The organism is Microcystis sp. M169S2 (assembly GCF_020245865.1).
GTDB lineage: Bacteria > Cyanobacteriota > Cyanobacteriia > Cyanobacteriales > Microcystaceae > Microcystis > Microcystis ichthyoblabe_A.
Genome location: NZ_JADBUB010000206.1, coordinates 1 through 19,369, shown reverse-complemented (window position 1 = coordinate 19,369; position 19,369 = coordinate 1). Strand labels below are relative to the sequence as shown.

The 19,369-nt window shown below is 45.0% G+C and carries 15 protein-coding genes and 1 pseudogene; 7 read left to right on the top strand and 9 right to left on the bottom strand.

The genetic code is table 11. The annotated features are described in order from the left end of the window. Positions 1–133: 133 nt before the first annotated feature. Positions 134–1,678 carry a gamma-glutamyltransferase gene (gene ggt, locus IM485_RS19380; RefSeq protein WP_287745081.1) on the top strand — a complete coding sequence of 515 codons (1,545 nt, stop codon included), beginning with the start codon at positions 134–136 and terminating at the stop codon, positions 1,676–1,678. A 63-nt stretch (positions 1,679–1,741) separates the two neighbouring features. Here ggt and IM485_RS19375 read toward each other — a convergent pair whose 3' ends face one another. After that, complete coding sequence (locus IM485_RS19375) at positions 1,742–1,966, bottom strand: addiction module antidote protein (protein ID WP_238141795.1); 225 nt, start codon at positions 1,964–1,966, stop codon at positions 1,742–1,744. A gap of 201 nt (positions 1,967–2,167) precedes the next feature. Here IM485_RS19375 and IM485_RS19370 point away from each other — a divergent pair, with 201 nt between their 5' ends. After that, on the top strand, positions 2,168–3,703 hold the full coding sequence (locus IM485_RS19370) for a TolC family protein (protein WP_104395218.1): 1,536 nt from the start codon (positions 2,168–2,170) through the stop codon (positions 3,701–3,703). Positions 3,704–3,783: 80 nt separating this feature from the next. Here the strand turns inward: IM485_RS19370 and thiO are convergent, their stop codons facing one another. Beyond that, complete coding sequence (gene thiO / locus IM485_RS19365) at positions 3,784–5,760, bottom strand: glycine oxidase ThiO (RefSeq protein WP_287745079.1); 1,977 nt, start codon at positions 5,758–5,760, stop codon at positions 3,784–3,786. A gap of 148 nt (positions 5,761–5,908) precedes the next feature. On the opposite strand from thiO, the gene IM485_RS19360 reads away from it, so the two are divergent. After that, a complete protein-coding gene (locus IM485_RS19360; RefSeq protein ID WP_287745078.1) occupies positions 5,909–6,535 on the top strand; it encodes a DUF2301 domain-containing membrane protein in 627 nt (208 codons plus the stop codon). Positions 6,536–6,847: 312 nt separating this feature from the next. Here IM485_RS19360 and IM485_RS19355 read toward each other — a convergent pair whose 3' ends face one another. From IM485_RS19355 to IM485_RS19335, 5 genes are all read right to left on the bottom strand, one after another. Next, on the bottom strand, positions 6,848–7,846 hold the full coding sequence (locus IM485_RS19355; RefSeq protein ID WP_104395221.1) for a nitrate ABC transporter ATP-binding protein: 999 nt from the start codon (positions 7,844–7,846) through the stop codon (positions 6,848–6,850). Next, positions 7,819–7,971 carry a hypothetical protein gene (locus IM485_RS19350; RefSeq protein ID WP_287745077.1) on the bottom strand — a complete coding sequence of 51 codons (153 nt, stop codon included), beginning with the start codon at positions 7,969–7,971 and terminating at the stop codon, positions 7,819–7,821. The genes IM485_RS19355 and IM485_RS19350 overlap by 28 nt, the downstream gene beginning before the upstream one ends. A 134-nt stretch (positions 7,972–8,105) precedes the next feature. After that, positions 8,106–10,112 (bottom strand): ABC transporter ATP-binding/substrate-binding protein, encoded by a 2,007-nt coding sequence (locus IM485_RS19345; protein WP_287745075.1) that lies wholly within the window; start codon positions 10,110–10,112, stop codon positions 8,106–8,108. Positions 10,113–10,353: 241 nt separating this feature from the next. Further along, positions 10,354–11,181 carry a nitrate ABC transporter permease gene (gene ntrB, locus IM485_RS19340; protein WP_287745073.1) on the bottom strand — a complete coding sequence of 276 codons (828 nt, stop codon included), beginning with the start codon at positions 11,179–11,181 and terminating at the stop codon, positions 10,354–10,356. A 174-nt stretch (positions 11,182–11,355) separates the two neighbouring features. Further along, the gene (locus IM485_RS19335; RefSeq protein WP_287745071.1) at positions 11,356–12,678 is read right to left on the bottom strand and encodes a CmpA/NrtA family ABC transporter substrate-binding protein; all 1,323 of its coding nucleotides are present in this window, start codon (positions 12,676–12,678) and stop codon (positions 11,356–11,358) included. 919 nt (positions 12,679–13,597) lie between these two features. On the opposite strand from IM485_RS19335, the gene IM485_RS19330 reads away from it, so the two are divergent. The 4 genes from IM485_RS19330 (at position 13,598) to IM485_RS19315 (ending at position 17,788) form a co-directional block, all read left to right on the top strand. Further along, the gene (locus IM485_RS19330; protein WP_287745069.1) at positions 13,598–13,786 is read left to right on the top strand and encodes a hypothetical protein; all 189 of its coding nucleotides are present in this window, start codon (positions 13,598–13,600) and stop codon (positions 13,784–13,786) included. 9 nt (positions 13,787–13,795) lie between these two features. Then, positions 13,796–15,538, top strand: coding sequence for an ABC transporter ATP-binding protein (locus IM485_RS19325; protein WP_104395227.1), 1,743 nt, complete (start codon positions 13,796–13,798; stop codon positions 15,536–15,538). 76 nt (positions 15,539–15,614) lie between these two features. Beyond that, entirely contained in the window at positions 15,615–17,276 is a 1,662-nt protein-coding gene (locus tag IM485_RS19320) for a purple acid phosphatase family protein (RefSeq protein ID WP_287745067.1), read from the top strand. A gap of 47 nt (positions 17,277–17,323) precedes the next feature. Next, complete coding sequence (locus tag IM485_RS19315) at positions 17,324–17,788, top strand: hypothetical protein (RefSeq protein WP_287745065.1); 465 nt, start codon at positions 17,324–17,326, stop codon at positions 17,786–17,788. A gap of 105 nt (positions 17,789–17,893) precedes the next feature. Here IM485_RS19315 and IM485_RS19310 read toward each other — a convergent pair. Further along, positions 17,894–18,964: pseudogene (locus IM485_RS19310) on the bottom strand (nidogen-like domain-containing protein); the annotation flags it as partial. Between the two features lie 18 nt (positions 18,965–18,982). Beyond that, positions 18,983–19,153, bottom strand: a complete 171-nt coding sequence (locus tag IM485_RS19305) for a hypothetical protein (RefSeq protein WP_238141798.1) — start codon at positions 19,151–19,153, stop codon at positions 18,983–18,985. Between the last annotated feature and the right edge of the window lie 216 nt (positions 19,154–19,369).

Genomic DNA, 19,369 nt, shown 5'->3' with positions numbered 1-19,369 from the left:
TCCTCCCCACACCCCACACCCCACACCCCACACCCCACACCCCACACCCCACACCCCACACCCCACACCCCACACCCCACACCCCCATCTCCCCACTGATAACTGATAACTGATAACTGATAACTGAATCAAAGTGACTCGCAAAAGCAAGGGCGCTATCGCCGCAGGACATCCAAAAACTGCCGAAGCTGGACAATTAATCTTAGAAATGGGCGGCAATGCCTTCGATGGGATTGTTGGCTCGATTTTAGCGGCTTTCGTGGTCGAATTTACCCTCGCTTCGGCGGGGGGCGGCGGTTTTTTACTATCACATACCAAGGAAAAAGTCAATACCCTTTTTGATTTTTTCTGTCAAACTCCCAAATCTAAAAAACCCTTGACAAATATTGACTTTTACCCAGTGGCGATCAATTTTGGTGGTGCTAGTCAAGATTTTCACATTGGCCGAGGTGCGATCGCGACTCCGGGGGCGTTACGGGGATTGGAAACAGTGCAGAAAAAACTAGGAAAATTACCCTTTGCCGTGGTAGCGGAGCCAGCGATCGAATATGCTCGACAAGGCTACATTTTGAGCCAATATAACGGCTTTTGCCTGGGTTTACTATCTTCGATCCTGCTCAAAGATAGAGAGGGCTTAAAAGTCTATGCCCCGCAAGGAAAACTCCTCCAAGCTGGCGATCGCTGTGTGATGAGGGATTTTGCCAATAGCTTAGAGGAATTAAGCAAAAAAGGCGTAAAAGACTTTTATGAGGGAGAAATCGCCCACCAAATCGCCAAGGATATGCAGGAGGGTGGTTATCTCACCCTAGAGGATTTAAATCATTACCAAGTCCTTGAGAGAAAACCCCTAAAAACCCAATATCGCGGGTACGAAATACTGACTAATCCGCCTCCTAGTTCTGGGGGAATTCTCCTAGCTTTTGCCCTAAAATTACTGGAAACAGTCAATTTATCGGCTTTAGAGCCTCTAGGAGCCAAACATCTGCAAATTTTAACGGAAGTGATGGCCTTAACCAATCAAGCGCGGGTTCAAGGCTACGATGATTTTATCCATCAGGAGGGAATCGAAGATAAGTTCCTCTCACCAGAATTTTTAGGCAAATATGCCAATAAATGGGGCAGTACCACCCATATTAGTGTTATCGATGGGGAAGGTAACGCCGCCAGTGCCACCTTTTCCAACGGCGAAGGATCGGCTTATACCGTGCCGGGGACGGGAATTATGCTCAATAATATGATCGGGGAAGCGGACTTAAATCCCTTTGGTTTTCACAATTGGCCTGTCGATCGTCGTTTATCCTCAATGATGTCGCCGACAATGATTTTAGAGGAAGGAAAGCCGCGATTTGTTCTCGGTTCTGGGGGTTCCAATCGCATTCGCACCGCTATTTTGCAGGTTATTAGCAATTTAATCGATTTTCGGCAATCTCTCCCTGATGCGATCGCTGCTTCGCGCATACATTGGGAAAATCAACAATTAGGAGTTGAACCTTGGGAAGATCGGGAAAATCTGCTCGAAAATCTGGTTTTACCCGCAAATACTCAAGTATCCCGGTGGCAAGAACAAAATATGTTTTTTGGGGGTGTGCATGGGGTGGCAGTGAATGATTGGGGAGAATTAACCGCTAAGGGGGATCCGCGTCGGGAGGGGGTAGGATTAGTAATGGGGGATTTTTAGGTAATGGGTACAACTTGCAGGCGTAACCCAAGTGCTTGCAAAACCTTAAGAACTGTAGCAAACTCACCGATTACCCCGATTCGATAAAGATTTATAGAGACTCTCCCGTCCCAAACCCGTCTCGCGAGCAATATGATTCATCCCTTGAGAACGAGCTATATCACCTAATGCTGCCACTACTAAGCTAGGATCGCCATCTTCGAGGGCAGCTTCCAGATAAGCGGCGATATCTTCTTTTGTTTTCAAATGATCTGCTGCATCCCAAGGATAAGTCTGAATTGTAGCCATAGAGAATCTCCTATAAGTATTGGGCTAAATCTAATGCCGTTTTGATGTCCCGTTCAAAATCAATCGAATCTCATTTTAGCTGATGCTTAAAAGACGGTGGCTTTCATGCTCCCGTGTTACTATCGGTAATTAGTAATCGGCCAACATAGTGGTGTGAGCTTGTTTACTTCTTATCGTTTACTGTTTACTTTTGACATACTCATGTTGCTCTTGCGTTATGGTATTACCGTGAGTGCGGTGCTTGGGTTGATTTTCTTGGCTGAATCCTCGGTTAAGGCACAAACTCAGTCCGCTGCCGATTTATTGAAGAAACCCCGACCTACTGCCAGTCCAGTTTCTCAATTACCCGGTCCATCGGCGGCACCGGCAACCACGGAAGCGGATCCCAAAGCCCCCAATTATCTTAATCCTAGTGGCAATCCCCTAATTTTTCCCACCAAACCAGATGAGGTGAATATTAGGGTAGTACAACCGCTCACCCTAAATCAAGCGATCGAATTAGCTTTAAAAAATAATCAGACCTTACAGACAGCCCGGGTCGATTTAGAAATCGCTCGCGCCCAATTAAAGGAACAGCAGGCGGCTTTACTACCCACGGCCCAAGCGGAAACCAGTCTCACTCAAGATCAATCGGCAGTTGCCCAAAGACAGAATGAGTTGGCTCGTCAACAGGGAATCCCAGCCACTACACCCGAAGATAGTACCAACTTTCAGGGTAGTGTTAGCATCGTCTATGGGGTTTATACCGGGGGTGAACGGACAGCCCAGATCAAAAGGGCCGAAAAAGTGATCCGGCAACGGGAATTAGAGGTGGAACGGGTCTCGGAACAAACTCGTTTTGATGCCACCGATGCCTATTATGAATTGCAGAGGGGTGATGCTCAGGTAGCGATCTCCCAAGCTGCGATCGAAGATGCTAGTCAAAGTTTACGCGATGCTCAATTATTGGAGCAGGCGGGACTAGGAACTCGATTTGCTGTCCTACAGGCGGAAGTTGACCTGGCCAACGCTAACCAAGACTTAACCCGGGCGATTTCTAACCAGCGTATTTCCCGACGGCGACTGGCGCAGATCTTGAGTGTCGGTCAGCACATCGAGTTAACCGCTGCCGATGAGATTCGCGAGGCGGGAACTTGGGGCTTAAGTCTTGATGATAGTATCGTTTTGGCCTATAAAAATCGCGCGGAATTAGAACAACAACTCTTACAGAGGGAAATTAGCGCAGAAGACCGCTCGATCGCTATTTCGGCGGTGATTCCCCAGGTGGACCTTTTGGGCGAATATAATGTCCTCAACGATCTCAGTGATGCTGCCGGTTTTGGCGATGGTTTTAGCGTTGGCGGCCGGATTCGTTGGACTTTCTTTGATGGTGGTCGTGCTTTTGCTCGCGCCCGTCAAGCGGAAAGAAATATCGATCGCGCTGATACGGAATTCTCCCTCCGTCGCAATGAAATTCGTCTTCAGGTGGAGGAATCCTACTATAGTTTGATTTCTAACCAAGAAAACATCAAAACTTCGCAAAAAAGTATTGAATCGGCCACGGAAAGTCTGCGATTAGCCCGTTTACGCTTTCAGGCGGGTGTGGGAACCCAAACGGACGTTATCAACTCCCAACGGGATTTAACCGATGCCAGAAGTCGTTATCTGCAGGCGATCGTTGATTACAATAAATCCTTGAATAGTCTCCAGCGATCGATTAGTAATTTACCGGACAATCGTTTGTTTGAAGTGCGTTAATTGTACGATCTATCGAGGTGTGGTGTGGGGAGAGATGGCCAAATCTCCCCTATTTTAACGGGTTTCAATAGATTTCTGGGTTAGGCGATCGTTCCCGTCAGGGGGGAACTAGGACTAGCATAGGACTTAATCGGCATTCTTCCCGCTAAATAGGCTAAACGTCCCGCTTTTGCCGCCATTGCCATGGCATGCGCCATCATAGCCGGATTGGCCGCCATAGCGATCGCACTGTTAATTAATAAAGCATCGGCCCCCATTTCCATGGCCCGGGCCGCTTCTGAGGGTGTACCGATCCCGGCATCTACCACCACCGGAATTTGGGACGATTCGATGATAATTGCGATATTTGCCTCATTTTTCAGCCCCTGTCCCGACCCGATTGGCGATCCTAGGGGCATAACCGTGGCGCAGCCGGCTTCCTCTAAACGTTTGGCCAAGAGAGGATCGGCGTTAATATAGGGCAGTACGGCAAAACCTTCTTTAACTAATTGTTCGGCCGCTTGCAAAGTTCCGATCGGATCGGGTAATAAATATTTAGGATCGGGAATAACTTCGAGTTTAATAAAGTTATTGTCTTCCTGTCCCAATAATTTGGCCATTTCTCGCCCTAAACGGGCCACCCGAACCGCTTCTTCGGCCGTTTGACAACCGGCAGTGTTGGGTAACATCCAAATTTTAGACCAATCGATCGCCTCTGCTAATCCCTCATGACCGGGTGCGTTCGTTTGTACTCGTCTAACGGCAACGGTGACAATCTGACATTCACTGGCACTAATACTTTCCTGCATAGTCGTCAGATTGGCATATTTGCCAGTCCCAGTCATCAAGCGGGAGTGAAAGGTTTTCCCAGCAATGGTGAGGCGATCATTCTGGGGTGATAAAAGTGCTTGGGGTTTATTCTCAATAATAGTTAAGGACATAGGTGGAATAGTAACGGGTGATGGTTGATTAAAGCGATCGCATCGAAAATGGGTCAAAATGGGATTAACTTTGTCATTAATCACCAGGTCAGCAATCAAGGAAGCAGTGACAGGAGCGAGTAAAATGCCATTACGATAGTGACCGGTGGCTAAAATCAGGTTATCACAGCTACTGCGGCCTAAAATGGGCAATTCATCCGCTGTACCTGGACGGAATCCCCACCACATTTCCTCGATTTCCCAGTCAGCTAAAGGGGGATAGAGACGGGTGGCCCGCTCAAAAAGGGTTTGTAGTCCTTGGGGTGTATTACCCGTTTGCCAGGCCACTGTTTCGGAAGTAGCCCCGATAATTAAACGACCATTGCGACGGGGAACCAGATAGGTTTGTGGACCGAATAAAACCCTAGTTAAGGTCTGGTTAGGGGGCATTTTTACCGAGGCCATTTGACCTTTGACGGGATGGATAGGGAGGGGTAAAAGTTGACTGGCCCAGGATCCCGTCGCTAAAATGTAAATTTTTGCTTCTAATTCCCCAATTGAGGTATAAATACTCTTGACTTTTCCCTGCTTTTGTTGTATGGCGTGGACTTCTACCCCTTGGCGAATTTCTACCCCTAAATTTTCGGCCGCTTGTTGCAGCGCCGTCACTAGCTGCCGGTTATCCACTTGTCCATCGTCGGGATACCACCAACCACCGATCACATCTTTACCTAGTCCGGGTTGGTAGAGGTGAACTGCATTGCTGTCTAACCAAATTTTATTAGCTGTATTGGCAGCAATAGGCTGATATAGCTCGTAAATGGGAGCAAGAATACCACAGGGATAGTAACCGCTGTTTATACCCGTTAAATCCTCGATTTTGCGGCTCCATTCTGGATATAGCCAGCGCGATCGCAGACAAAGATCGAGAAACGGACCCGGGGGAATCCCCTCCGCGTGGGGGGCCAACATTCCCGCAGCCGCACGACTAGCGGCCTGAGCTATATCTCGAACTAGGAGGGTAACTTTTGCCCCGCGCAATTGCAAATCTACGGCGATCGCTAATCCGATGATACCACCGCCTACGATCAAAATTTCGCTAGTTGAGTTCTTGACCCTCCCATGGCTAAAAGCGAGGGATTCTTGGTTCAACGACATGGCTTAAAAATCTAAAGGAAATGTAACCTTGATCCTAACTCGCAATTAGTCAGCCGAGAGGAGGGAGAAGTGAGGCTACTGGCATAATTCAAGATTAAGATGATTTGTAGTCAATCTTTTCTAAGCTTCCCTTTTTCTTTAGAGCATTATGACTTCCTCTACTGTCGATCGAGTTTATCAAGGTCAATTCGGAGAGTTTACGATTACGGATAGCGATCGCCTAGGCGTGCGTCTCTACCGTCTGGGGTTAAATTTAGCGGCTTTTAGTTTCGCTGTCGCTACAATTATAGTTCTCACCCGACCGCAATTATTGCCCCTGACCAACCTTTTATACATTGGTTTTTGTCTGGGGTTAGGCATCAGTTTATTGACTATCCATATTTATTTAATTCCCCTTCATCGTCTCCTGCAAGTTTTTTGGCTAATCGGGGCGATTACTTCCCTAATTTTCAGCCTCTATTCTCACCTTTCCCCCCTAGAATTTGTCTATAACCATCCGGTGAGTTTATTGGGTGTCGGCTTTATTTTTGCTAGTCTCACGGGGATTTATTTCAAAGAAGCTTTTTGTTTTAATCGTCTAGAAACCAAGCTTTTAACCCCTCTAGTTCCCACCCTTTTACTCGGTCATCTTTTGGGGATATTGCCCTTAAATTGGGAGAAGGGGCTATTAATTCTCTGGGCGACTTTATTCGTTATCTTTGCTCTGAGAAAATTAAGCCAACCTCTCCCCAACGATATCGGTGATAAATCAGTCTTTGAACATCTTAATCATTGATGAACTGATAACTGTCTCGGAGTCTCGGAGTCTCAACTAAGTAGGGAGGCACAATTATAGCGTTTCCTGTTCGCAAGAGGTACATTATCGATGTTGAAAAGCTTAATTAGCAAAGGTTTAACTGTGCCACACAGGTGTGAGAACCGCTATATTTGTAGGATGGGTTAGCGGTAGCGTAAACTATGCGGGCGTTGGGTTTCATGCTTCAACCCAACAGTCGCTACGTTCTACCTCAAAATCGGTAAAACCCTACACCCTACACCCCACACCCCACACCCTGCCCCCACGACAAACTTTTTCAGCAAACCCTACCTATCTGGAGTCCTCGATGGTAGCCGGATTAGCAGTATTGGGAGTCTTGCTGGTGAACATTTGTATTAGACTAAAACCAACAAAAGCGAGTAAGGCTATGCCACCAATAGTAGTAACAATTTTACCCACGAGATTTTCTGTGCGGGGTTGTTCGGGGGCATCCTCGTTGGGATCCTCCGAATGGGCAAAACGATTGTAGAGGAAATCGAGGGCTTCATTGCGGAGTTCGTAGTAACGGGGATCCTCAGTAATTTGGGAACGAACCCGGGGACGAGCAAAAGGCATCTTTAACACCTCACCGATTTTAGCACTCGGGCCATTGGTCATCATCACCAAGCGATCGCACAAGAACAAAGCCTCATCGATATCGTGGGTAATCATCAACACGGTTAACTGGTGTTCTTGCCAGATTTTCAGCAATTCTTCCTGTAATTCCTCTTTGGTGATCGCATCTAAAGCCCCAAAGGGTTCATCGAGGATGAGGACTTGGGGACGAATGGCCAGGGCGCGGGCGATCGCTACCCGTTGTTTCATACCTCCCGATAATTGGGGGGGTTTTTTCTGGGCTGCTTCTGTCAATCCCACTAAGGATAGATTTTCTTCCACGATCTTCACCTTCTCAGCATGAGATTTTTCGGGATAAACGGAATTAACCCCGATATAAACGTTCTCAAAGGCAGTTTTCCAGGGCAAAAGCGAATAATTTTGGAATACCATCATCCGGTCCGGTCCTGGTTCCTTAACCTCTTTATCCTGTAGCAGCACTTGCCCACGACTAGGAGAAGAAAACCCCGCCACCATATTTAAAAGGGTCGATTTACCGCAGCCGGAGTGACCGATAATGCAGACAAATTCCCCCTCATTAACTTGCAGCTCCACACCGTCTAAAACGGTGTAAACCCCTTCGGGAGAGGGGTATTCTTTGGCAACATTACTAACTAATAAAAAAGGCTGGGTGGTGGTGCTGGAATTCACGGTCTTATCGGTAAAAGTTTGCATATTCGTCCTAGATTTATTTTAAGGTGGGCAAAGCCCACCACAACTATTAATTCGGGTCTGCTGAAAAAGTTTTTCGTGGGGTGTGGGGTGTGGGGTGTGGGGTGTAGGGTTTTAGCGATTTTCATCTGGTCAATTACCTAATTTTCAGGGAAAAAGTCCAGGGATTTTCCCCCCGATCACTCCCATATCTCGTACTTTTTGATTGCCAAAAAGTCTAAAAGTTTTACCCAACAAGGTTTTTAGATTTATTCAGCCAACCTTAATTAGCGACGGGATCATCGAGGAGAACTTCTGAGACGCGATAATCGCGACGGATCGAAAAACGTTCCAGATAGCCGATCGGATCGTCAGGATTGAAAATAAGACGATCAAAGAGGGCAAAACTGTGGCGATCGGGTTCCAAATCGGGAAGGCCCAGGGACCGGCAAGCTTCACCAAACAGATCGGGACGACGGACGCGTTCAATCACTTCCACCCAGTTGCGGGGGAACGGTGCGTAACCCCAACGAGCAAGCTGAGTTAGGGTCCATAGGGCCTCACTGCGGCCTGGACAGTTAGCTTGATCGACGTAAAACTGATTAAATCGGAATAGGGGTTCGGGGGCAGTTCCTAAACCGCGATCGTAACCATCGAGGAAACCGGGGCGGATAATTGCCCTATCCACACCCACATACTGGGGCTGACTGAGAATATTAACGATATCTTCTCGATTACGCTGATCATCGCAGTATTCACAGGCTTTAATTAAAGCTTTCACCATGGCGATATGGGTTTCGGGATGTTTCGCTGCCCAAGTTTCCTTAACCCCGAGGACTTTTTCCTGGTGTCCGGGCCAAATATCAAGATCGGTGGCGATAACGTAGCCTAATTTTTCGTGAACGGCGTAGGAGTTCCAGGGTTCCCCCACACAATAACCGTCGATCTTACCCGCTTTTAGTAGGGAAACCATTTGAGGCGGCGGAATTACGGCTAAATTGACATCACTATCGGGATCGATGCCGCCACTAGCTAACCAGTAGCGTAACAGCAGATTGTGCATGGAAGCGGGGTGAACCATGCCGAAAGTGGCGATTTGATCGGGACTTTGCTGGAGGGCCTCCTTTAAGTCCTCCAGTTTTTCTACCCCCAATTCCCTGTATTTATTGCTGAGGGTGATGGCGTTACCGTTGCGACTGAGTACCAAAGCACTAATCACGGGGACAGAGGGCTTATTGCCGGCCCCAATGGTCATGCTGAGGGGCATTCCCGCCACCATCTGGGCTGCATCGAGACGACCGGTGGCCACTCCTTGGGCGAGTGCTTTCCAGTTGGGTTCCCGTTGCAGGATAACATCCTCTAATCCTTCCTCGGCGAAGAAGCCTTTCTCTTTGGCGATAATAATCGGGGCGCAATCGGTGAGGGGGATAAAACCGATGGTGGGATTGGTTTTCAGTCGGGTAGCTTGGCCGATCACTGTTACTGGTTCGATGGGTTGGCCGACTTTCTTCGATCGCTTCTGTTGGTTGAGGAAATAAACGATCTCGTTACGGAGGGAGTAGTAACTGGGGTGGTTAACTACTTCTAAACGATGCCGGGGCCGGGGAATGGGAACATCGAGAATCTGACCGATATGGGCCTCTGGACCGGTGGTTAACATCACCACTCGATCGGATAGTAATAGGGCTTCATCCACATCGTGCGTGACCATGATACAGGTAACGTGGCTTTCTTCGACAATTTCCATCAAACGTTCCTGTAAATTGCCTCTGGTTAACGCATCCAGCGCCCCAAAGGGTTCATCAAGTAACAGGACTTTTGGCCGTAGGGCTAAAGCGCGGGCGATCGCTACCCGTTGTTTCATGCCTCCCGATAATTCTCCCGGTCGTTTGTTGGCGGCATGGCGCAGGTGTACCATATCGATACTATGTTCGATGACACTTTTGCGTTCAGCAGCCGGTAGATGACGCAGCACGCGGTTAACTCCTAGGGCGATATTTTCCCGGACGGTTAACCAGGGCAGTAGAGAATAATTCTGGAACACCACCATGCGATCGGGACCGGGACCTTTAATTTCTCTTCCCTCTAAAATCACCCCTCCCACCGTCGGGCGATCGAGTCCAGCGACCATATTTAAGAGGGTGGATTTCCCGCAACCGGAGTGACCGATTAAAGAGATAAATTCCCCTTGAGTAACGCTGAGATCGATATTTTTTAGGGCGATATATTGACGGCCATCGGGCAGAGGGAAAACCTTATCAATGTGATCGACTTCAATAAATGCAGACATTTTCAGTAATCAGTTATTAGTTATCAGTTATCAGGAATCAGCTTCTGAAGGCAAGATGCAAAAGAAAGAATCTGGCAATTCTCCTATCTAACAAGAAGGTTAGAAACTAGGTAGATCAAAGCTTTTAGCTTAACAAATTAGGTTTTGGATTCGACCCCTGTTATCGGGGGTGAGGTGGGTTGGGTGGCTAATAATTTAGTTTTGAACCTCACCCACTTTTATCTACTCATAAAAATTAAACTTATTTATTTTCTTCTGGTACAACTAATTTAGCGATGTAGGCCATGAGGCGATCGAGTAGGAAACCAACAATACCCACATAAATCAGGGCGAGGATAATTTCACTGATCATGGAACTATTCCAAGCATCCCAGATAAAGAAGCCAATTCCCACGCCACCGATCAGCATTTCTGCCGCTACAATCGCCAACCAAGATAAACCGATACCGATTCTTAATCCCGTGAAAACGTAGGGAACGGTGGCGGGAAAAAGAATATTGAAAAAATATTCAACTTTGGATAATTTCAACACTCTAGAGACGTTTTTATAGTCTTGGGGAACCTGTTGTACTCCCACGGCTGTGTTAATAATAATTGGCCAAATTGCTGTAATAAAAATTACAAATATGGCACTAGGTTCGTTATTGCGAAAAGCCGCTAGGGAAATGGGTAGCCAAGCTAGGGGGGGAACGGTACGCAGGATTTGGAAAATCGGATCGATCGCATCATAAATTAGAGCGTTGCTACCGATTAAAATACCCGCAGCGATGCCAACAATAGCGGCAAGGGTAAAACCGACGGCCACCCGTTGTAAACTGGCGAAAATTTGCCAGAATAACCCCACATCCGTGCCACCATTATTGAAGAAGGGATTAATAATTAATTCCCAGGTATCGCTAACCACTTTAGTGGGACTAGGGAGGGGAGCATCGGGACTAAAACAGAGTATTTGCCAGATGACGAGGAAAATTAATAAAGCAATCGCCGAAGTTGCTAGTTTGGGTAATTTTTTTTTGAGGTCTTTTACCCATTTTGAACCTTGAGAACGACGAGAAATAGAAACAGCCATAATCAGTTATCAGTTATCAGTTATCAGTGGTTGAGTTATCAGTGGTTCAGTTATCAGCATCAGTGATCAGTTATCAGTTATTAATTACCAGTTATCAGCAAATGATCTTTAACTGTTGACGGGTTACTGATTACTGATTACCGAATCGCTGATTACTGATTAGTGATCACTAATTTAAACCTTTTTAATCTTGAGAGATTTCAGGTAAGCTTGGGGATTTTCGGGATCAAATTTCACGCCATCAAAGAAAGTTTCCACACCGCGAGAGGTAGAGGTGGGAATTTGATCAGCCGGAACATTGAGGGCTGTGGCGGCTTCTCTCCAGATATCTTCCCGGTTAACCTTATCAACTAAAGCTTTGATGTCCGTATCGGCGGGAATATAGCCCCAACGGATGTCTTCAGTCACAAACCAAGTATCATGACTCTTGTAGGGATAGGAAGCGTTATCAGCCCAGAATTTCATGGCTACGGGGCTATTTTCGATTTTGCGACCATCACCGAAATCGATATTACCCTGCATTCTTCCCAAGATATCGGCGGGGTCAATTTTCAGCCATTCCCGTCCTGAAATAATCTCGCACATTTCCTTAACATTAGCGGGATCGTTGCACCATTGCTGCGCCTCCAGAACAGCCATGGTTAAAGCTTTTGCCGCTTTGGGATTTTTATCCACCCAATCGGCGCGTAAAGCGAAGGCTTTTTCGGGGTGATCCTTCCACAGTTCCCCAGTAATCAAGGCCGAATAACCGAGTTTTTTGTTAACTAATTGGGCGTTCCAAGGTTCCCCCACACAGAAAGCTTGCATCGTGCCGACTTTCATGTTAGCCACCATTTGTGCCGGAGGAACAACAATTAGGGATAGATCTTTATTCGGATCGATACCACTGGCGGCTAACCAATAGCGCATCCAGAGATCGTGAGTACCACCGGGGAAAGTGACGGCGGCTTTAACTTCTTTGCCGGCAGATTTAGCTTTAGCGAAGGATTCTTTCAGTACACCGCTATCGAGGGCAACTTTTAGATCCATGTATTCGTTAGCCACAGAAATCGCTTGACCGTTGGTATTCAAACGCGCCAGAATATACATTGGTACGGGCTGTTTGGTGATTTTGCCCAAGGTCATTAGGTAGGGCATGGGGGATAAAATATGCGCCCCATCGATACCGTTACCCGCCGAACCTAATTCGAGGTTATCCCGGGTTGCAGCCCAAGAGGCTTGTTTCATCACTTGCACATCGGGCATCCCGTGTTTAGCGAATAAACCTTTTTCCTTGGCGATAATTAAAGGTGCCGAGTCGGTGAGGGCAATAAAACCTAGTTTAGCGGTGGTGACTTCGGGAGTTTCTCCACTGGCAACGGGGGAAGCTGCAGGACTGCCGGCCGGGGAGGGACTGGTCGCGGTATTATTGGGAGTGGCGCAACCGTGGAGAATTGCTGTTCCTACGGCAGTTGCCCCGGCAGTGAAGATAAATCTACGTCTAGAAAGTTTACTCATGGACTAAAAAATCGTGATTAGAAACTAAACAAAGGTGATGAAACGGTGAAAAATTCTCATTATTTCCCCTAACTGACTGCGGTGATAACCGAGAAAATTTCTTGAAAGTAACTGTTGATTCAGTAAGGAGGCTTTGACTATTTTTATCTCTCGATCGCTTTTGCTTCTCCATCTGGGGAGATTTAGCAGTAGTTTTTGTCTAAGAGATTTTTTCTAGAAGCATAACAGTTTTGAGGAGTCGATAGATAGATCGGGGCGGTTTTTGGTCATCTGGGCTAGAAAGATCAGTTTATTTCAGGGTTATCACCGAAGCAATTAACTTAAATTTACAGTCTTCAACGGGAAAGATAGTATAGATTGTTACAAAATACTGTCAGCCATGTAATAAAAGCATAAAAATTTGTCTGAAACGCATGGTAGAGCGATGGGGATTTTTAGCTATCTTGACTCAGTTATCGGATTTGAGTTTGCAGTTCAATGATTACCAGTTGGGTGCATCTCACATTTGTGAATCTCTCCCAGTTATGATGACCAGCAGAAGTTATTACGTCAATGGTAGAGGCCCATCGTGGTCAGTAAGTTTATCGAACTGCGTGCGCCCAAAATGTAATAAGCTGCCCGGGTATTTAAGTAGCTGGTTATAATTAAATTAAAAATGGATTTTAGGTTCGATCCCCCCTGCCCCCCTTGATAAGGGGGGTGCCGATCCCCCCTTAGTCCCCCCTTTAATCCCCCCTTAATAAGGGGGGCATCTGACAACTTTTAACGCCTACCTACTTAAATTGCTTGTTGAGATGAGGCACTCTTGCACTCTGGCAACAGTAAAGGGATTGAGAGAGATTCGGCTAATCTAAGAATAAGCGGTTTAAATACGTCTTAGCTGATTGAATTTTGGCAGCATCAAACAGAGGTAACTTAAATGTCCGAAAAACAAAAACGACAGGTTCAGAAAAACGACGGCTATCAAGCTAAAATTGATAAACCCCCCGGTAAACCGCCCACGGGTGGTTCTAATGTTAAACCGCCACTAAATCAGGACAAGGAGAAAAATAACCCACTGATTATCTATGCCCCCTTTTACCTGTTCCCTGTTCTAACTGATAACTGATAACTGAATATGGCTTATTCTCGCATTAAAAAACTAGCAAATTATCTACGTCCCCATTGGCAAATAGTAACTGGGGGGGTAGTTGCTTTGCTTATTGTTAATCTTTTGGGTGTTTACATACCGCTTTTAATCCGGGATAGCATCGATGATTTAAGTAAATCTTTTGACTTCCAAAAAATCATTTACTATGTGATCGTCATTGTCGCTTTAGCCTCGATTATGTGGTTTATCCGCATGATATCCAGAGTGTTATTATTCGGGATCGGTCGTCAGGTAGAGTTCGATCTTAAACAAAAAATCTTTCAGCATTTATTAACCCTTGAACCTGCCTATTTTTCGCGGCAAACTTCAGGAGATTTAATCAACCGTGCCACTAGCGATGTGGATAATATCCGTCGTCTGGTGGGTTTTGCTTTGCTCAGTTTGGCTAATACTTTTTTTGCCTATGGGTTAACTTTACCCGTGATGTTAGCGATTCATATTCCCCTTTCAGTCGCCGCCATTTCTGTCTATCCTTTGATGTTAATTGCTGTGCAGTTATTTAGTGGTCGTCTCCAGCGGCAACAGAAAAAAGTACAAGAAAAACTATCGCATCTAAGCGATTTAATTCAAGAGGATATGAGTGGTATCACTCTGATTAAAATTTATGCCCAAGAAGGTAACGAGCGCCTAGCATTTAAGCAAAGAAATCGTGAATTACTACAGGCTAATTTAGATTTAGTCCAGACTCGTAATTTTCTTTTTCCCCTGATTGAAGCTTTAGCCTATGTAAGTTTATTGGCCTTGCTTGCCCTGGGTACTAGACAAATTATAGCGGGTAATATCACCATTGGGGACTTTATTGCCCTGTTAATTTTGGCGGAAAGATTAGTTTTTCCTACTGCTTTATTAGGTTTTACTATTACGGCCTACCAACAGGGAGAAGTGAGTATTGATCGCCTAGAAACTATCCTGTTAGCCGAGGCTAAAATTAAAGATAATGCCGATTGTATTCATTTAAAAAATATTCAAGGAAAAATTACCGCCAAAGCCTTGACTTTTTTCTATCCTGATGCTAAGGAACCCGCCTTAAAATCTCTTTCTTTTACCATTAATCCGGGGGAAACAGTAGCGGTTGTCGGTGCGATCAGGTCGGGAAAATCTACCCTTGCTAACGCTATTCCCCGTCTATTGAATATTGCCGAGGGACAGTTATTTATTGATAATCAAGATGTGACTCAAATTGCTCTTGAAGATCTGCGAAAAGCGATCGCTTATGTTCCCCAAGAAAGTTTTTTATTTAGTACCACCATTGAAGATAATATCCGTTATGGCGATCCGCTGCTGAATTTTTCGGCAGTGAAATCGGCGGCCAAACAAGCGAGAATTGAGGAAGAAATCGAGAATTTTCCGCAAAAATACGGAACTTTAGTGGGAGAACGTGGGATTACTCTTTCCGGGGGTCAACGTCAACGGGCCTCTTTAGCACGTGCTTTAGCCATCCAAGCACCGATTTTAATCCTTGATGATGCCCTATCTAGCGTCGATAATCAAACGGCCACGGCTATTTTGGAAAATCTCGCCCAAGAAAGCCAAAAAACCGTGATTTTTATCTCCCATCAATTATTGGCCGCTGCCACTGCTGATCGCATTTTTGTCATGGATCGCGGAGAAATTGTCCAGATGGGAACCCACGAGGAGTTAATCGCAATCCCCGGAGTCTATCAAAATCTCTGGCAACAGCAGCAGTTAGAGTCTAAGGTTTTAGATTAACCGATAAAATAGGGAATCTGCTAGTTATTACCAGTGAAGTTGTGGACTATCTCAATTATTCCTTAAGACTGTTTAAATGCAGCACAGCAGTTATCTTTTAGCGACAATGAACAAGGATCAACTTTTAACCGAACCTTTTTTACAATTACCCACCGAAACATCAATACAAGTGATTTGGTTTACGGAATTTTTTGGCACTGGTCATCACGTCCGCTACGGGGAAAAACTAGAAAAAATGGCCCCCGCTCGCACTAGCAAATTAACTAGAGTTAGAGAAGATGCTCAATCGAGAACCGTTGAAGCTTATCAATCTTTAACCGATCGAGAAATCTGGCGACATCAGTCCGAAATTACTGATTTAAATCCAGGGGAAAGGATTCCCTATCAAGTCACCAGTTTTCAGGAAAATACAGCGATTAGAAGTGATATTTATACCCTTACCCCAAGACCCAAAAAAGGAACTAATCTCAAAATTCTGCTCACTTCCGATCATCAATTAATGCCTATGACTGCCGCTAATTTACAAAAAGTTATTGAAACTATTGGACAGGTAGATGCAGTTTTTTTAGCAGGAGATTTAGTTAATATACCCGATCGAGCTTCCGAATGGTTTGATGATAGTCGCGGTGGGGCATTTTTTCCCTGTTTACAAGGTCGTGCTAATTATACTCTGACCAAGAATGGTATTCAGAGTATTTATAAAGGGGGGGAAATTATTCAAAATGCGCCCTTATTTCCTGCTATTGGTAATCATGAAGTTATGGGCAGATTTTCTAATTCCACAGGTTTAAATGAACAGTTTGAAGATGCTATTCCTGAATTTATTGCTAAACAACTAGCGGAGGATACAGCAGCAATTAGTGAAAACTGGCTAAAAAATAATGCTTTTAACACAGACACCTACGAAGAAATTTTTTCTTTGCCTCAAAATAAATATTATTCTCTGACCTTTGGCGATATTCGTTTAGTGGTTTTATATGTTACTAATATCTGGAGAAATCCCAATTTAGAACCCAGTGCAAGGGGAAGATATTACGAAAATCAAAGAGACTTAGATAGACGAGATCGCTGGGGTTACGGTCAGCATATTTTTGAGCCAATTGCTCAGGGTAGTCCTCAATATCAATGGTTAGAAAAAGAGTTAAATAGTCGAGAATTTCAAGAGGCTAAATATAAGGTAGTTATGTTTCATCATCCTCCCCATACCCTAGGAGGAAATATCGTTCCACCCTACACCGATCCCGTGCCGACAATTCAACGGGATGCCACGGGAACAGTTAGATCAGTACGTTATGATTATCCTCAAGAAAATGATTATATTATTCGTGATCTAATTCCCTTATTAGAATCAGCCAAGGTTAATTTGGTTTTTTATGGTCATTCTCATTTATGGAATCGTTTTCTTAGTCCTAAGGGTATGAATTTTCTCGAATCTTCTAACGTTGGTAATAGTTATGGTGCTTATTTAGGTGATAAAAAACGTCCTGTACCTCTCGATAGAAATTATGCGGCGATCGGTAATCCCAATGGATTACCAGCAATTATCCCGAATATTGCTCCTCTAGTGGATTGGGTTAATCAACCTTTATCCTATATTGCCAGTAATGATCTGACGGTTTTTAGCATTTTAGATACAGAAAAAGGAACCGTGAGCAGTTATCGTTTTGATACTCGTTATCCTGACTCCGAGGTAATTAAATTTGATGAATTTGACCTTTTTAGCATAGGTGAAGTATAATAAAATTAAAAGATGCTGGTTAAATAGATTCTCTTGGGGTTAATTCTATGACTACTGTTACTAGCAATGATATTCAAGAATTGAAAGACTTACTCTCGGCAATGCGACAGGAAAACCGCGAGCAGATGATTTCCCTGCGAGAAGAAAACCGCGAGCAAATAACTTCCCTGCGAGAAGAAACCCGTGAGCAAATGACTTCCCTGCGAGAAGAAACCCGCGAGCAAATGACTTCCCTGCGAGAAGAAACCCGTGAGCAAATTGATACGCTAAAGGAAGATAATCGCCAACAAATAGAAACCCTGAGAGAAGAAAATAACAAGCAATTTATTAACCTACACAAAGAAATCACGGAAGTCAAAATTATCACGGCTAAAATTGAAGGAACAATTCAATCCCAAGCAGTATTAACCCAAAAAATTCCCGATTTAATCGAGAAAGTTGGGGAATTAAAAAACTGGAAACAAATAGCTATTGTTGCTATCACTGCTTTTACCAGCGCCACAATTACTTAGTTTATTCGAGGAGGAAATTTAAAACCTTAAGAAAAAATTTTCCCATAAAAAGCCCCTACTTCTTCATGGAGTAGGGGGTGAAATAAAGAAGATAAAACTCACAACTTACTTAGCTTTACGCGCTAACAATCCTAAACCCATTAATCCTGCATAAATAAAAGCAGAAGTGGTCGGTTCAGGAACGTGAACAGTGATCGGGATTTGACGCATGGAAACTGAGCCGGCAGACTCAAAGGTCAATCCCGTGACAAAAGCGAGAGGATTGGTGGGATCTAAACCCGCACTGGTTTCAATACCACGAACACTGAAACAACGGAGAGGTGAAGCAAAGTTAAAAGTCGTGCCTCCCGTCAAGGTTGTGCCACTGGAAACAAAATCGGTACAGTTCCCACCACTAGAATCTGACCACAATTCATAGAAACCATCACCGATACCCGTGGGTAAAAGCACTGAGGTCATATTCGGACCTGAATCGACGATATAGTTATAACCTACCGCCACATCGGGGTCGATAAAGAAAGGACGGTCGGGTTCAGTGATATTGAAGTTAAACTGAAAACCATTCTCGATAATCACTGGGAGCAAGGGATTTTCACGGCTACTACCAGGTGTTTCACCGTTGCGGATAGCGAAAGACCATAAACCGGGGGTATCAAAGGAAACGTTACTGGTATTGGCTAAGTTTAACACTGCCGATGTGCGCGAACCGGGGAGAGTAAAGAAGTTAATCCCATCCCCCGCATCGAAACCAGCTTGAGCGGGAGTTCCACCTAAACCACCGCTGCCACCACTGGCATCTCCCGTTGTCCATTGCAGTTGTCCGTAACGAAACTCGATGTCGAAATTCCCATCAAGTTCGGTATCAGGTCGATCCCGGAGGACGACTTGGAAAGTATTGAGTAAATCAGTCCCAAAGAAATAATAGCCCACTCGATCCCAAGTTACAACCACTGTACTTTCATTGGGAGAAGCCACATAAACCGCCCCAGTACCGCGGGTATCCACATCACCCCAGTAGGGTGCAATCATCGGTTGGTTGGTAATCGGGAAAGGACTGGGAGTAAATTCAAACAGTGGATCAACAAAAGTTAAATTACCGTTGTTGTTGATGAAAAAAGTGCTGAAATTATTGCCAAAAAAGTCAATATTAAAGGGCAAGTTTAACTGACTCGAAGATTCATCATCGTTTGGTCCCTAGGATAATTCACCAAAACCAGCGGGTCCGCCAAAACCGTTGAGGATGACACTAGCATCCGCCAGAGACACTTCTGCACTTAGTCCTAAGCTCATTAATCCGACAAAACCAATGGCAATATTTTGACAAAAATGAGTGAATGCGTTGTTTTTTTGGGTCGAAACTGTCATTTTAGTTATACTCCAAATAGTTGAGATCACTAAAGTTACATTTTTCTGATCGAGTTCATGAAGAACAACCGTCATTGTAACCCACATTCCGCACCCTAAGCTGTCACAGAGAGAAATTACGGAGAGAAAAAATCAAAGTGAGCATAAAAATAAACATAAGGAGCGAAAAAAGGCATTTGAGAAACAGTAAAGCACCAAAAATGGCATCAAAACCTA